Below are 14,871 nucleotides of genomic sequence, written 5' to 3' on the forward strand. Positions count from 1 at the left end.
CCGCCCCAACGGGTGTCGCGGGCGGCCGGGCCGGGCCGGGGCTGCTGGCGGGGGTCGCGGTGGTGGAGGCGGCGTACGACCGGTTGCTGGCGGATCTCGCGACCTGCGCCAGGCATGAGGCGTTCGAGCTGGCGGTGTGGCTGCAGGGCCGGCAGGCCGCCCGGACCCAGGCGCTGTCGGTCCGCGCGCTGGTACGGCTGGCCGCGCTGAGCCCCGCGCCGGTCCGGGCGGACGAGGACAAGGACAAGAACAAGGACGACCAGGAGCCGTACGCCGAGTTCCTCGCCGAAGAGCTCGCCCCGGAGCTGGAACAGTCCCCTCGCACGCTGTCGAACAAGCTCAGCCAGGCCTGGAGCGTCGCGCACAGACTGCCCGCCGCGCTCGACGCGATGAGCGCCGGTGAGCTGGACTGGCCACGTCTGCTGGCCCTGCACGACGTCACCCAGTACCTGACCGACGGTCAGCGCGCCGTGGCCGAGACGCAGATGCTCGCCGGCGGGCGGCTCAGGTCGCCGAGCCAGTGGCGGCGCAAGGCCCGTCGCCTGGCGCTCAGGCTCGACCCGGACGGTGTCACCCGCCGTCACCGCGAGGCGCGCGTCCTGCGCAACGTCACGGTCGCGCCGTTGGAGGACGGCATGGGCCTGCTGTCGGCCAACCTGGCGGCCGAGGACGCTCGCGCCATCTACGACCGGATCGACCAGATCGCCCGCGCGGGCGCGGACGACCGCCCCATCGGGGCCCGGCGCGCCGACGTGCTCGCCGCCCTGCTCCTGGGCAACCGCCGCGAGCTTGTCGGGGTCGAGGTCCAGGTGATCGCCCCCGTCGGCACCCTCGCCGGCCTCGACGACAATCCGGCCGAGCTCGTCGGCTATGGACCCATCCCCGCCGAGGTCGGCCGGGCGCTGGCCGCCGACGCCCGCTGGCGCCGGGTGCTGACCGACCCGGAGGACGGCACCGTCCTCGACCTGGGCCACCGTCGGGTTCCGGCCCCGGCCCTCGCCCGGCTCATCCGCTTCCGGGATCTCCGCTGCGTGTTTCCGGGCTGCGGCATGCCCGCCACACGCTGCGACATCGACCACACGCGGGCCTACGCCGACGGCGGCCGCACCGCCTTCGACAACCTCGGCGTCCTCTGTAGGCACCATCACTCCGCGAAACACCGCGGCGGCTGGAGCCTCGATCAGCCAGAGCCCGGCGTCTTCCTGTGGACCAGCCCCGCCGGCCGCGTCTATCGCAACGACACGAACACCAACGAGGAGGAAGGCCTCCTGCCCGAGGAAGACCTCCTGCCCGAGGAAGACCACCGCGCCTGGACCACCGCATCTGGACCACGGCCCCGGCCGACACCGCGGCGCGCGCCCGGCCGGCCGGCCGGCCAAGACAGTCAGCCCGGACGACCGGACCCGTATCAACGATCCCTGCCCATTCTGAGTCCACGCCGGACTGGCCGTCGCCAGGACGCCCGGCGCGCGGAGTACTGCCTCCCGGCCGACGTCACCAGGTCCGCGCCGCCGCGGCCGCCCTCCCCTGGTCGGAGCGACAGCCCTCCCTCGTCCGTCCACGGTCGAGCCGAGAAATCCGACCTCGGACCGATGACCCGCGCGGCTCGCGGACCGGATTCTTGCCGTCATGGGAACTTCAGGCACAGGCACAGCGATCGCGGACGCGACCGCGGCGACAATGGCCGACGTCGCGATCACCGTCGACGGGCTGACGAAACGCTACCGCGGCCACACGGCTGTCGAGAACATGTCGTTCACCGTCCGCGGCGGAGCCATAACCGGCATTTTCGGGCTCAACGGAGCCGGTAAGACCACGGCGCTCAAGGTGATCAGCGGACTGGCTCGGGCAAGCGCCGGACAGGTGCTTTGGGGCGGGCACGACACACCCGCGGGTACTCGGGGAAGGCTGGGGGTCTTCATCGAGCCGTGCGGCGCGCATCCCGGCCGCTCGGCCCGGGCGCACCTGCGCTCGCTGGCGGCCATGGCGGGGCTGCCCCGGGCGCGGGTGGCCGAGGTGCTGGCGCTGGTCGGTCTCGACCAGGTCTCGCCGCGCCGGGTCGGGCGGTACTCGCTCGGGATGCGACAGCGGCTCGGGCTCGCGGCCGCGCTGCTCACCGATCCGGACATCCTGGTGCTGGACGAGCCGATGAACGGCCTGGACCCCCGTGGAATCCGATGGCTGCGCACCCTGCTGCGCGAGCAGGCGGACTCGGGCCGCACCGTCATGCTGTCCAGCCACTCGCTGACCGAGACCGAGCGACTGGTCGACGATGTGATCGTCATCCACCAGGGGCGTGTCGTGCACCAGGGCCCGATCGGCCCGATGACCGATCGCGGGGCCACACTCGAGGAGATCTTCCTTGGCCTGACCGACGCCGACCCGACCGACACCGACCCGACCGACACCGACCCGACCGACACCGACCCGACCGCGGCGGGCCCGACCGGAGGAGAGGACGCATGAGCCGGCTGGTCAGGGGTGAGCTCATCAAGGTCCTGAGCACTCGCACGGCGCTGGCCTTCACCGCGGCCTCGGTCGGCCTGACCGCCGCCAACGTGGTCGTCGTCGCGCTCGCGTCCGGGACACTCGACGAGGTGGGTGAGAAGGAGGAGGCCTTGTCCGGCATGCCGATCCTTCTGCTGCTGCTCGGCGCGGTCGGTGCCGCCGGCGAGTTCCGGCACCGCACCGCCGCGCCCGCCGCGCTCGCCTCGGGTGCCTCCCGGGAACGGCTGCTGCTCGCGCGCGCCGTGGCGTACGCGATCGCCGGCCTGGTAGCCGGGACGCTCATGGTGGGGGTGTCGCTGGGGGCGGGTCTTCCGCTGCTGGCCCGGCAGCCCGGCCCTGACCTCGGGGCGGGCGAGATCGCCGGAGTGGCCGGGGGCCTGCTGGCGTCGTCGGTGCTGGCCACCGTGATCGGGGTGGCGGTCGGCGCGCTGGTCCGCGACCAGATCCTGGCCGCGGTCGGCGCGCTGGTGCTGACGTTCGTCGTGAACCCGCTGATCGATCTCCTTCGGGAAGGCGCGTCGGACTACACGCCGCTCGGCGCGGTCGCGGTGCTGACCCGGATGGCCCACGGCACGGGCCGTGTCTCGCTGACCGCGGCCGCGGTCGTCCTGGCCGCCTGGGCTGCCGGGCTCCTGGCCGCCGCCGTGGCCGGTGAGCGCCGGCGCGACCTGGCATGACCACCCAGGCGGTGGGGCCGGGGCGACCGCGTGCCCGCGCGGCCGCGCTCGCCCGTGGCCGGCGCGCGCTGGCGTTCGACCTCCTCGTCGCGGCGGCCGCGACCGTCGCCGAGCTCAGCCTCCTGCTCGACGACGACCACACCGCGCGGGTGTCCACCGTGCTGCTCGCGGCCGCGTCCGGCGGTGCCCTCCTGGCGCGCCGCCGGGCGCCGTGGATCGTGCTCGCCGCGGTCGCCGGCCTGGCCGGAGCGCTGGTGGGAACCGGAGACTCGCCTGGCGGTGTGCCCGTCCTGGTCGCGCTCTTCACGATCGCCGAACGGGACGAGTGGCGGCGCTCGCTCGCCGCGCTCGTCCCCGTGGCCGTGTTCCTGGCCGCGCTGTCGATCGTCTCGGTCCCCGTGACGGCGGGGGTGTGGGCGCTGGGCGCGTACGCGCAGACCCGGCGTCGCTATGTGCGCGCGCTCGAGGAACGGGCCGAGCACCTCGAGCGGGAGCGGGCGCAGCTGGTCCGGATCGCGGCGCACGAGGAACGCGCCTCGATCGCCCGGGAACTGCACGACATCGTCGCCCACTCGGTGACCGTGATGCTGCTCGGTGTCCGCGGCGCGCGGGACGTGCTGCGCACCTCGCCGGACCGGGCCGACGACACGCTGGCCCAGGTGGAAAGGAGCGGGGAGCAGAGCGTCGCCGAGCTGCGCCGGATGCTGACCGTGCTGCGCGCGCCGGGCACCCCCGCCGACTCCCGTCCCGCGCCGTCGCTGCGGGACCTGGACGGGCTCGTCGCCGAGTATCGTGCCGCCGGGCTGCCCGTCGAGCTGCGGGTGACGGGGAAGCGGACCACCCTGCCCGGCGGGCTGGAGCTGTCGGCCTACCGCATCGTCGAGGAGGCGCTGACCAACGCGGTCAGGCACGCCTGCCCGAGCAGGGTCACGGTCGAGCTCGCCTATCACGACCGGCGCCTGGACCTCGAGGTGCTCGACGACGGCACGGCGTCCCGATCGGCGCGGGCGCCGGCCGCCGGGGACACGCCCGGGGACCCGCCCGGGGGCGGCACCGTGACCGGGCACGGGCTCATCGGGATGCGGGAACGGGCCGCGGTGCTCGGCGGCGAGCTGGACGTCGGCCCTCGGCCAGGCGGCGGGTTCCGGGTCGCCGCCCGCCTCCCGTTGGGAGACGACGCATGAGACCAGCGACGCGTGAGACCGGCGACGAGAGCGGGAGCCGCATGACCATCCGCCTGCTGATCGTGGACGACCAGGAGCTGATCCGGACCGGCCTGCGGCTGATCCTGGAAGGCCAGGACGACTTCGAGGTGGTCGGCGAGGCCGGGGACGGTCACGAGGCACTCGCGCGGGCCGCGCAGGTGCGCCCCGACGTCGTCCTGCTCGACATCCGCATGCCGCGCATGGACGGCGTCGAGACCACCGCCCACCTCACCGGCGGCCGGTTCACCCCGCCTCCGCGCGTGCTCATCCTGACCACGTTCGACCTGGACGAGTACGTGTTCGGCGCGCTGCGCGCCGGGGCGGCGGGATTCCTGCTCAAGGACGCCTCCCGCGAGCGCCTGATCGAGGCCGTCCGGGTCCTGAACGCCGGCGACGCGCTGCTGTCGCCGGCCGTCACCCGGCGGCTGGTCGAGACCTTCGCCGCCCGCGCGCGCCCGCCGACGCCGCCCGGCCTGCTCGACGTGCTGACGCCGCGCGAGCGCGAGGTGCTGGTCTTGGTCGGCCGCGGGCTGTCGAACACCGAGGTAGCCGGGCGCCTGGTCGTGACCGAGGCGACCGTGAAGAGCCACGTGGGCGCCATCCTCACCAAGCTCGGCCTGCGCGACCGGGTCCAGGCGGTGGTGTTCGCCTATGAGAACGGCATCGTCGTCGCGGGCGAGGCCTTCTGAAGGGCGCGGCCTTCTGAGGGGGCGCGGCCTTCTGAGGGGGCGCGGCCTTCTGAGGCCGCACGGCCCGTGGCGGCGGACCGGATGACGAGACGGCGCTGCCCGGCCGGGAGAACCGGCCGGGCAGCGGCGGGACCACTCGCGGGCAGCCGCCTACGCGGCGGTGGCGTGCTTCTGGGCGTACCGGCGAGCCCACTCGGCGCGGGGGACGGTGGCCGTCTCGACGTCCGCGGCCCTCGCACGCAGCGCTCCGACGGTCGCCTGCTCCTTGGGCAGCGCGGCGAACGGGTCCCAGTTGAAGAAGCGGGTCGCGTTCTGCCAGGTGATCTTCTCGATGTCGTCGTCGGAGGCGCCCGCGCCGGTGAGCTCGGCGTGGACGAACTCCGGCGCGTTCGGCCAGATCGAGTCGGAGTGCGGGTAGTCGCACTCCCAGGCGATGTTGTCGATGCCGATCTCGTGGCGCAGCTTCAGCGACGTCGGGTCGGTGACGTAGCAGGCCAGCGTGTGCTCGCGGAACACCTCGCTGGGCAGCTTGCCGCCGAAGTCACGGCGCAGCCAGCGCTGGTTGGTGTAGTGCCGGTCGCAACGGTCCAGGTAGAACGGGATCCAGCCGATGCCGCCCTCGGAGAAGGCGAACCGCAGGTCCGGGTAGGAGCGCATCGCCGGGCCCCAGAGCAGGTCCTGCGCGGCGACCGACGACACCTGGCAGGCCAGGATGATCAGGTTGTCGATCGGCGCGTCGGGCGCGCTCTTGATGGAGCCGAAGCCCTGGCCGATGTGCAGGCACATCACCAGGTTCTCGTCCGAGAGGGTCTGGAAGACCGGGCCCCAGTACTCGATGTTGTGGTAGCTCGGCAGGCCCTCGAGGTGGGGCAGCTCGGGCATCGTCACGGCCTTGCAGCCCTTGGCGGCGACCCGGCGGATCTCGGCCTTCATCAGCTCGGGGTCCCAGGTCGGCAGCAGCGCGATCGGGATGAACCGGCCCGGGTAGGCACCCGCCCAGCCGTCGATGTGCCAGTCGTTGTACGCCTGGATCATCGAGATGGTGATCTCGTCCTTGTAGTGGTTGAGATGACCAGCGGAGAAGCCGGTGAAGGTCGGGAAGCACATCGACGCGAGGATGCCGTTGCGGTCCATGTCGCGGACCCGTTCGTGGATGTCGTAGACGCCCGGGCGCATCTCGGCGAAGTTCGCCGGGTCGCGGCCCCACTCCTCGGCCGGCCAGGAGACCACGGCGTTCAGCCCGGACACGCCGGTCGGGCGGCCGCGGTAGATCCAGCGCTCGATGCCGTCCTCGCCCCTGACGACCTGCGGGGCGAGGTCGGTCCACTTCGCCGGCACGCGTCCGTCGAACATGTCGGGCGGCTCGACAACGTGGTCGTCGATGCTCACCAGGACCATGTCGTCGATGTTCATCAGGAGGTTCCTCCTAGCGGCGGGGGCGAGGGAGCCGAACGGTCCTCCGGGCAGGGGCATCGGGCCTGGGCTCGGACCTTAACTAGTTGTACGCTGCGAGGCCATGTCCGTCTCCGCACGTTCGGCCAGGCACCCTGCGGAATCGGCCAACCTGAGCCCGTTCGTGGTCACCCCCGACATCGACCTGACCGGGGTGAACATCGGCGCCGTCGACCTGCGCCGGGGCGGGGCGGCGCTCGGCGGCGGCCACCTGTACGAGGGTGACCGGCTGGTCACCGGCTGGCACTCGCACGACCTGCACCAGATCGAGTACGCGGTCAGCGGGGTCGTCGAGGTCGAGACGGCCGCCGGCCACTACCTGTTGCCGCCCCAGCAGGCAGCCTGGATCCCGGCCGGCCTCGAGCACCAGTCGACCATGAACACCGCGGTGCGGACCGTGTCGGTGATGTTCGACCCCAGCATCGTCCCCCACCCCGGCGACCGGGCCCGCATCCTCGCGGTCTCGCCCCTCATCCGCGAGATGATGATCTACGCCCTGCGATGGCCGATCTTCCGGCTCGAGACGGACGACGTGTCGGACGGCTTCTTCCGCACGCTCGGCCACCTCGTCGCCGAGACGCTCGACCACGAGGAGCCGCTGAGCCTGCCGACGTCGGCCGACCCGGTCGTGGCGGCGGCGATGGCCTACACCCGGGAGCACCTGGGCTCGGTCACCGCGGCCCAGGTCGGCCACGCGGTCGGCGTGTCCGAGCGGACGCTGCGCCGCCAGTTCGCCGCCACGCTCGGCATGTCCTGGCGGACCTACCTGCTGCAGGCCCGGCTGCTGCGCGCGATGGCGCTGCTGGCCGAGCCGGGCCCGTCGGTGCTGGACGTGTCGCTCGCTGTCGGCTTCGACAACGTCAGCGCGTTCGCCCGCGCCTTCGCCCAGCGCTGCGGCGAGACGCCCTCCACCTACCGCCGGCGGGTCACCGCCGCGCAGCCGGCCTGACCGGCTCCGGGGCCGGCTGCGGGGCCGGGCCGGGCACGACCGCGACGCCGGCGAGGGCCGGGCCGGGGGCGAGCCGGCGGGCCAGCACGCGCCAGACGACCAACTGCACCGCCCCGAGGGCGAACGCGAACGGCAGGAGCGTCTGGGGGCCGGCCTCCTGCAGGAGCGTGCCCGCGAGCCAGGGCAGGACGGCGCCGCCGAGCAGGGCACCCGCATTGATCACTCCGATGGCGGTCGCGACCAGCCTTGCCGTGGTCAGCCGCGGCGTGAGGGCGATCATGGTCGGGAAGATCGGGCCGAGGAAGAAGCCGAGCAGCACGAAGGCCGCGATGGTCAGGCCGGCGCTCGCCAGGGCGGCCCAGGCGAGCGCGCACGCGGCCGCGGTGCCGGCGAGGCTGCCCCACAGCAGCCCGGGCTCGGTCAGCCGCAGCCGGGCGGTCACCGGGCCGATGAGGAACCGGCCGGCGGTCAGGCCGAGCCAGTAGCCGCTGATGGCGTAGCCGGCGATCGGGTCCGACAGCGCGTGGTGCTCGACCAGGTAGCTGAATCCCCAGGTGCCGACGCTGATCTCCAGGCCGACGTACGCGGCGAGCAGCAGGGCGCCTAGCAGCACCGGCCGCGTCCGCAGCACCGACCCGAGCCCCTCGCGGGACGCCGCCGTCCCCGCGGCGGTGGTCCCCGCCGCCAGCTCCGTGCCGGACGCTCCCGCGCCAGACACCGCCGCGCCGGGCATTGCCGCGCCGGGCATTGCCGTGTCAGACATTGCCGTGCCAGACACCGCCGTGCCAGGCGCCTCGGAACCGGCGTGGACCAGCAGCGGGTCGTCGGCGCGGTCCGGATAGCCGGCGACAGCCACGGCCATGGGCCCGAACCCCGCGATGGTCAGCACGAGCACCACTACCTGCCAGCCGCCCAGCGTCAGCAGCCAGGTCGCCAGCAACGGGCCGAGCAGGGCGCCGACACCGAAGAACGCGTGCAGGCGGTTGAGCAGGGACGTGGCGTTCGGCTGGGTGGCGAGGTAGGCGTTCATGACGGACTCGAGCGTGCCGACGGCGTAGCCGCCGAGGGCCTGGACGAGCACGAAGGCGGCGAACAGCGGCCGCGCGGCGGTGGCGAGCCCGGCCGCTCCCAGGCCGAGGCCGGCGACGAGCACGACCAGCCGCCCGCCGAACCGCGCCACGGACGGCCCCGACAGGACGCTGGCCGCGACGTACCCGCCGGCCGAGGTGAAGAAAGTGAGGCCGATGGTCGCCTTGTCGACCTGGTAGTCGTCGATCTGCGCCGGAAACAGGACCCCGCCGGCCCCGGAAAGCAGGCCGAACACAACGAACATGGCGAAGGCGGCCAGCACGGACCACCGTTCGCGGCGCGCCGCGGGCAGAATTTCCCCCCTATTCGTCCAGGCCGGACGAGCCTTTCCTGGAACGGCGGACAAACGGGCGCGCCGCTCCCGTGAACTCGCCAGCGCGAACGTGGCCGGGTGCCCTCCCGGCCCGGATGTCCAATATTAGGACACCAACGGAGCGATGTCTCCGCTTGAAGGCGCGAGAATCGGCGGCCCGCGAGCCCGCGCGGGTCTCGGCCCCCACCCGGGCGCGAGCACGGCGATGAGCGCCGCCGCGAGCACCGCCATGATCATGGCCATGAGCGCCGCCATGGGCGCGGCCGTCAGCGCGGCCCGGGGACGAGCCCTTCCCGGAGCGCGACAAGCGCGAGGCACCGCGCTTGGACACCCTCGGCCTCGACCACTACCGCCCACGCCACCCACCGAACGAACTCGGAGTCCGCTATGTTGACCGGATCGAGGACATCGGCAAGAAGTACGACCCCCTTTTGGGGGCGGCCGGAGAACGGCAGCCGGAGAAGCGTGGCCGGCGGACACACGGAGGTAGCGTCGCGTCGCTTCCCGGGTGCGTCGCCCGGTTCTCGGGTTTAATTCTGCGATGAGTGCAGCCAGCCCGGCCAGGTTCTCGATCAGGCGCGGCCTGGCCGCTCTCGCCGGCGTCGCGGTCGCGTTGCCCGTCGTGGCCGCCGGCTGCGGGAATGGCGAGGAGCCCGGTTCCACGCCGCCTTATCTCGACTCGGCGGCGCCGGTCGAGCGGCGGGTTTCCGACCTGCTCGGCCGGATGACGCTCGAGGAGAAGGTCGGCCAGATGGCGCAGGCCGACCGCAGCGCCGTCGCCAAGCACCCGGGGATGATCACGTCTCTCGGCCTGGGCTCGGTGCTGTCCGGCGGAGGCTCGGTGCCCGCCGACAACACCCCATCCGGCTGGGCGGACATGGTCGACGGCTTCCAGTCGCGCGCGCTCGCCACCCGGCTGAAGATCCCGCTGCTCTACGGCCTCGACGCCGTGCACGGCAACAACAACCTCGTCGGCGCGACGGTCTTCCCGCACAACATCGCGATGGGCGCGACCCGCGACCCCGGCCTCGTCCGCGACGCGGCGCGGATCACCGCCCTCGAGACGAGGACGACCGGCCCGCAGTGGGTGTTCGCGCCCTGCCTCTGCGTCTCCCGCGACGTGCGCTGGGGGCGCACCTACGAGAGCTTCGGCGAGGACCCGGACCTCGTCGCCCAGATGGCCACGGTCCTGGAGGGGCTCCAGGGGAAGGCCCCCGCGGACCGCGCGGGCCCCGCGCACGTCCTCGCGACCGCCAAGCACTTCGCGGGCGACGGTGACACCACCTACGGGACGTCCACCAGCTTCCGCTACACCGTCGACCAGGGCATCACGATCACCGACCGCGCCCGGTTCGACGAGACCAACCTCGCGCCCTATGTGACCGCGGTCCGGACGTACGACGTCGGCAGCATCATGCCGTCGTACTCCAGCGTCGACTGGACGGAGGACGGCGTCGGCAACCCGGTGCGGATGCACGCGAACACCGAGCTGCTCACCGGTTTCCTGAAGCAGGAGCTCGGGTTCGAGGGGTTCCTGGTCACCGACTGGGAGGCCGTCCAGCAGCTCCCCGGCGACTACGCCGCCCAGGTCCGCGCCGCGGTCAACGCCGGCGTCGACATGTTCATGGAGCCGAGCAGCGCGCCGGAGTTCGTGCGGACCCTGCTCGCCGAGGTGCGCGCCGGGCGCGTCGCGCCGGCGCGCATCGACGACGCGGTCGGCCGGATCCTGGCCGCGAAGTTCGAGCTGGGCCTGTTCGAGCACCCCTTCACCAACCGCGGGAACATCGGCGCGGTCGGCTCACCCGAGCACCGCGCCGTCGCCCGGCGAGCCGTCGCGGCGTCCCAGGTCCTGCTGAAGAACGACGGCGACGTGCTCCCCCTGGCGGCCTCCCAGCGCGTCTACGTGGCCGGGGTGAACGCGGACGACCTCGGCAACCAGGCCGGCGGCTGGACGGCCACCTGGCAGGGTGCCTCCGGAGACACCATCCCCGGGACGACGATCCTGGAGGGAATCAAGGAGCACGCCGCCAGGGTCACCTACAGCGCCGACGCGTCCGCGCCGACCGGGGGCCACGACGTCGGCGTCGTCGTCATCGGCGAGACGCCCTACGCGGAGGGCGTCGGCGACGTCGGCAACGGCCGCACCCTGAACCTGTCCCCCGCCGACCAGGCGAACATCGACAAGGTGTGCGCCGCCATCGCCACCTGCGTCGTCCTGGACGTCGCCGGCCGCCCGCAGATCGTCACCGACCAGCTGACGGAGATGGACGCCTTCGTGATGGCCTGGCTTCCCGGCAGCGAGGGTGCCGGGGTCGCCGACCCTTTGTTCGGCGAGGTCCCCTACAGCGGCCGCCTCCCAGTCACCTGGCCCCGCGCCGAGGCCCAGGAGCCCATCAACGTCGGCGACCAGGAGTACGACCCGCTCTTTCCCTACGACCACGGCCTGACCACCGCCCGGCGCTGACCACGCCCGCCGCTGACCACGCCCCGGACGAAGTTGTTCACCCCGCCCTTGGCGAACGCGTATGCGATGACGCCGGCGGAACCTTTCCGGCCGTTCGACGACGAGACGCCGACAATCGAACCCTGATTCCGCCTCCGCCATCGCGCGGCCGGCTTGCCTGGTGTTCAGGAAATAGCCGAGCGCGGAAACCCGGACGGCGCGCCTGAAGAACTCGACGGACTCGTCGAGCCTGTCGCGCGGGTGAGGACGGTCTCGCGGGTGAGAAGGAACCCGTCACGGGGCCGTGCCTGACCCCGCCGGCGGTCCATATCGTGAGGACCACCGGACCGGACCGGTGGCGGCTTTCCGACGGCGGGGTCCGGCACGGCCCCGTGCCCCGGGAGGGTCCGACGACACCGCCGCAGGAGGTGACCCGCGCGTGGCGGCCTACGCCAGGTTCGACGATCTGCGTACCGGTGTGGCCTGGGAGTTCGGCCAGGCCGCCTACGAGCTGGCGGCCGGCCGGCCGCGCGACGTCGCCGGGCTGCTCGCCGAGGTCGAGGCGGCGACGGCCGACGGCTGGTGGGCCTACGGGTATGTCGCCTACGAGGCCGCCGCGGGGCTGGACCCGAGCCTCGCCGTCCACCCGGCCCAGAGCGGCCTGCCGCTCGCCTGGTTCGGCGTGTGCGCCCCGCCCGCGCTCGTCCCGACGGTGCGGGCGCCCGACCCGGCCGCCTACCAGGTGGGCGAATGGCGGGTCGCCTGGGACGAGGACACCCACCGCCGCCGTGTGGCGGCCGTCCGCCGCCAGATTGCCGCCGGCGAGACCTACCAGGCCAACCTGACCACCCGGATGAGCGCCGGGGCCGACGGCGACTCGCGCGCCTTCTACGCCGCCCTCGCGCTCGGCCAGCGCGGCGCGTTCAACGCCTACCTGGACCTCGGACGGTTCGCCATCGCCAGCGCCAGTCCCGAGCTCTTCTTCGAGACGGCTGCCCGCGAGGTGCGCATGCGGCCGATGAAGGGCACGGCCCGGCGAGGCCGGAGCCCCGCGGAGGATGCCGCGATCGTCGCCGCCCTGCGCGCAAGCGAGAAGGAACGCGCCGAGAACATCATGATCGTGGACCTCGTGCGCAACGACCTGGCGCGGGTCGCCGCGACCGGCAGCGTACGGGTCACCTCGTTGTGCCGGGCGGAACAGTACGAGACGGTTCACCAGCTCACCTCCGGGGTGTCCGCCCGGCTGCGTCCCGATGTCGGCCTCGTCGAGGTGTTCCGGGCGCTGTTCCCCTGCGGGTCGGTCACCGGGGCACCGAAGCCGCGCACCATGGAGATCATCCGCGACCTGGAGGACGGCCCGCGCGGCGTCTACTGCGGCGCCATCGGCATGCTCGCGCCGCCGAGCGCGCCCTTCCAGGCGCGCTTCAACGTGCCCATCCGCACCGCTGTCGTCGACCGCGCCACCGGCACCGCCGTCTACGGCACCGGCGGCGGCATCACCTGGGACTCGGCCGCCGCCGACGAGTACGCCGAGCTGCGGGCCAAGGCCGAGGTCCTGACCCGGCTGTCCCGGCCGTCGCGGCCTCGTATCCCGCGCTGACGCGCCTGGTCGGCCGCGACCACCGCGCGGCTGACCCTCGGAGAGCTTCGCCGTCGTCGCCGGTCCGCGCCCGTTGCCCGTCCTCCCGCGGCGGCGCGTGCCTTTCGCGCGGCCGCTGACACCCCGCCCGCGGGCGTCGACGCCCGGCCGCCCGGCCGCCCGGTCGCCCGGTCGTCGTCGCCTCACCGCGGACGCGCGCCAGACCGGTCCGCCAACCATCGCAACCGTCCGTCAGTCAGGCGATACAGAGAGTCGCAGTCTCCTTACATCTTTGCACGGAGAGTCGAGATCTATGATCCTCTCGCCATCATCCTGAATATCTCAACACCATCTAGCCACTCATAGTTACGGGGGAGTCATGGCTGGTGAGAACCACACCGGCTCGATGGGGGATCGACCTCCACCGACACCGGTCGCCACCGGCGGCGGCGAGGACCGTCGCCGGACGGCCAAGGACACCGGCGCGTCGAACCGCGACGCCGGCGCGTCAAGCAGTCACGAGGGGTTGGCCCTGCTGGTCGCCGATGGGGCGACCGATCCGACGACCGGTGACCGGCGGGACCAGGCCGCGGGGCGCGGTTTCACCCCGACGGAGATCACGGCCCTGGCCGAGGCCTTTCCCAACGCCTCGGCGGCTTCGCACCTGCTGCGCTCCGTGGGCTTCCCGCCGTCCCGGATCCCGGACTGGCACGTGTCCGACGCCACCGAGTTCTGGTCCGAGGTGGGAAAACGGGTCGCGGACGGCGTTCTCCTCGACGGCCGTGCCCGGATCCTCGCGGCGGCCCACGCGCGCTATCCGGCGAACCGGGGCTTCCTCCTGGGCGACGGCGGACACCGGCAGCGCGCTGGCGCCCGCGCAAGCCGATCCGAGGGATTTCTGGCCCGCGTGCCGCGAGGACTGCGCGATGTCCGTCAGTCGGCCGTGACGGCCCTGGCGGTCGTCGTGGTCGTCGTCGCCCTCGTCGCGGCGGTGTGGACGTTCAGCGCCCACGGGAACGACGCGCCGCCGGCCAGCACCCCGCAAGCCAGCGCGACGCCGGCCCCGGCCGTCACCATGACTCCCCCCACGCCCGGTCCGACAACCATCCCCCACCCCGGCCCTGGAGTCGTGCCGGACCGCGTTGGCCCTGACACAAGGACGACGATCGAAAGCCCCACCCCGACGGACGGCGGGCACAAGCCAACGCGACCGCCCACCGCCGGCCTCACCGTCAGCCCGGCCTCCGGAGACGCGCCGCTCACCGTCACCGCGGACGGCTCCGGCTCCACGCCCGGCTCGAACCCGCTGGCGGGCTACCGGTTCTCGGTCGGCGACGACGTGCGCACCCCCGCGGACGGGCAGGCGAGCGTGACCTACGAGTTCAGCGTTGCCGGCACCTACGTCGTGTCCCTCACGGTCACCGACTCCGCCGGCACCGCCAGCGCGCCCGTCACCGCCTCGGTCACCGTGACCGGGCCGCCGTCGATGACGGCACCCGCGCTCGTCAGCCCGCCCGACAAGACGGTCTACACCGTCCCGGACACCGTCACGTTCGGCTGGAACGCCGTCCCAGGTGCCTCCGGGTACCGGTTGGAAACAGAGGCGACGGACGGCGAGAACTGGCAGCCGAACGAGACCTTCGACGTCGCCGACACCTCGATGAGGTACTCCTGGCCGGGATGGCAGAAGTTCCGGTGGAGGGTAAGCGCGCTCGCCCCCGACGGAACCCAGGGACCGCCCAGCGAGTGGCGCGAGCTCTACAACAACCCGTCGTAACGCGACGAAACTCGCCGTAGTGCCATAGCGGCCGACGGCCTACAGACCTACGGGCATACGGGAGCGGGGGGGGGGGGCGCCCCGGGGGGGGGCGCCCCCCCCCCCCCCCCCCCCGCGGAGCTGGTCGACCGGTTCGAGCTCGACCCGACCAAGCGCGGCCGGCAGTACTCCAAGGGCAACCGGCAGAAGG

General features: G+C 73.2%; 12 protein-coding genes. 9 read left to right on the top strand and 3 right to left on the bottom strand.

Annotated elements, in window-relative coordinates; translation table 11 throughout:
• The 5 genes from I6A81_RS41840 to I6A81_RS41860 all read left to right on the top strand — a co-directional run.
• Positions 1 to 1,811: HNH endonuclease signature motif containing protein (locus I6A81_RS41840; protein ID WP_307875253.1), on the top strand; the 1,811-nt coding region annotated here is incomplete at its 5' end.
• Positions 1,750 to 2,466 carry an ABC transporter ATP-binding protein gene (locus tag I6A81_RS41845; RefSeq protein WP_238430644.1) on the top strand — a complete coding sequence of 239 codons (717 nt, stop codon included), beginning with the start codon at positions 1,750 to 1,752 and terminating at the stop codon, positions 2,464 to 2,466. The genes I6A81_RS41840 and I6A81_RS41845, both read left to right, overlap by 62 nt.
• Positions 2,463 to 3,185 (top strand): ABC transporter permease, encoded by a 723-nt coding sequence (locus I6A81_RS41850; RefSeq protein WP_203006589.1) that lies wholly within the window; start codon positions 2,463 to 2,465, stop codon positions 3,183 to 3,185. Before I6A81_RS41845 ends, I6A81_RS41850 begins: the two co-directional genes overlap by 4 nt.
• On the top strand, positions 3,182 to 4,369 hold the full coding sequence (locus I6A81_RS41855) for a sensor histidine kinase (protein ID WP_203006590.1): 1,188 nt from the start codon (positions 3,182 to 3,184) through the stop codon (positions 4,367 to 4,369). Before I6A81_RS41850 ends, I6A81_RS41855 begins: the two co-directional genes overlap by 4 nt.
• 41 nt (positions 4,370 to 4,410) lie before the next feature.
• The gene (locus tag I6A81_RS41860) at positions 4,411 to 5,079 is read left to right on the top strand and encodes a response regulator (RefSeq protein WP_203006597.1); all 669 of its coding nucleotides are present in this window, start codon (positions 4,411 to 4,413) and stop codon (positions 5,077 to 5,079) included.
• Between the two features lie 150 nt (positions 5,080 to 5,229).
• Here the strand turns inward: I6A81_RS41860 and I6A81_RS41865 are convergent, their stop codons facing one another.
• Positions 5,230 to 6,492 (bottom strand): amidohydrolase family protein, encoded by a 1,263-nt coding sequence (locus I6A81_RS41865; RefSeq protein WP_203006591.1) that lies wholly within the window; start codon positions 6,490 to 6,492, stop codon positions 5,230 to 5,232.
• A 103-nt stretch (positions 6,493 to 6,595) separates the two neighbouring features.
• Between I6A81_RS41865 and I6A81_RS41870 the strand changes: the two genes are divergently transcribed.
• The gene (locus I6A81_RS41870) at positions 6,596 to 7,480 is read left to right on the top strand and encodes an AraC family transcriptional regulator (protein WP_203006592.1); all 885 of its coding nucleotides are present in this window, start codon (positions 6,596 to 6,598) and stop codon (positions 7,478 to 7,480) included.
• Here the strand turns inward: I6A81_RS41870 and I6A81_RS41875 are convergent.
• Positions 7,458 to 8,831: an MFS transporter gene (locus tag I6A81_RS41875; RefSeq protein WP_203006593.1), complete on the bottom strand. Its 1,374-nt coding sequence runs from the start codon at positions 8,829 to 8,831 to the stop codon at positions 7,458 to 7,460. The two genes, I6A81_RS41870 and I6A81_RS41875, sit on opposite strands and share 23 nt — an antisense overlap.
• 592 nt (positions 8,832 to 9,423) lie before the next feature.
• Between I6A81_RS41875 and I6A81_RS41880 the strand changes: the two genes are divergently transcribed.
• A complete protein-coding gene (locus I6A81_RS41880; protein ID WP_203006594.1) occupies positions 9,424 to 11,346 on the top strand; it encodes a glycoside hydrolase family 3 protein in 1,923 nt (640 codons plus the stop codon).
• Here I6A81_RS41880 and I6A81_RS46480 read toward each other — a convergent pair.
• Positions 11,313 to 11,462, bottom strand: a complete 150-nt coding sequence (locus tag I6A81_RS46480) for a hypothetical protein (protein ID WP_203006598.1) — start codon at positions 11,460 to 11,462, stop codon at positions 11,313 to 11,315. The genes I6A81_RS41880 and I6A81_RS46480 overlap by 34 nt on opposite strands.
• Positions 11,463 to 11,764: 302 nt before the next feature.
• On the opposite strand from I6A81_RS46480, the gene pabB reads away from it, so the two are divergent.
• Together pabB and I6A81_RS41895 are read left to right on the top strand one after the other, a co-directional pair.
• The gene (gene pabB / locus I6A81_RS41890; protein ID WP_203006595.1) at positions 11,765 to 12,925 is read left to right on the top strand and encodes an aminodeoxychorismate synthase component I; all 1,161 of its coding nucleotides are present in this window, start codon (positions 11,765 to 11,767) and stop codon (positions 12,923 to 12,925) included.
• A gap of 358 nt (positions 12,926 to 13,283) precedes the next feature.
• Positions 13,284 to 14,681 carry an effector-associated domain EAD1-containing protein gene (locus I6A81_RS41895; protein ID WP_203006596.1) on the top strand — a complete coding sequence of 466 codons (1,398 nt, stop codon included), beginning with the start codon at positions 13,284 to 13,286 and terminating at the stop codon, positions 14,679 to 14,681.
• Positions 14,682 to 14,871: the final 190 nt, after the last annotated feature.

Source organism: Frankia nepalensis, from assembly GCF_016786325.1.
Classification (GTDB): Bacteria; Actinomycetota; Actinomycetes; order Frankiales; family Frankiaceae; genus Pseudofrankia; species Pseudofrankia nepalensis.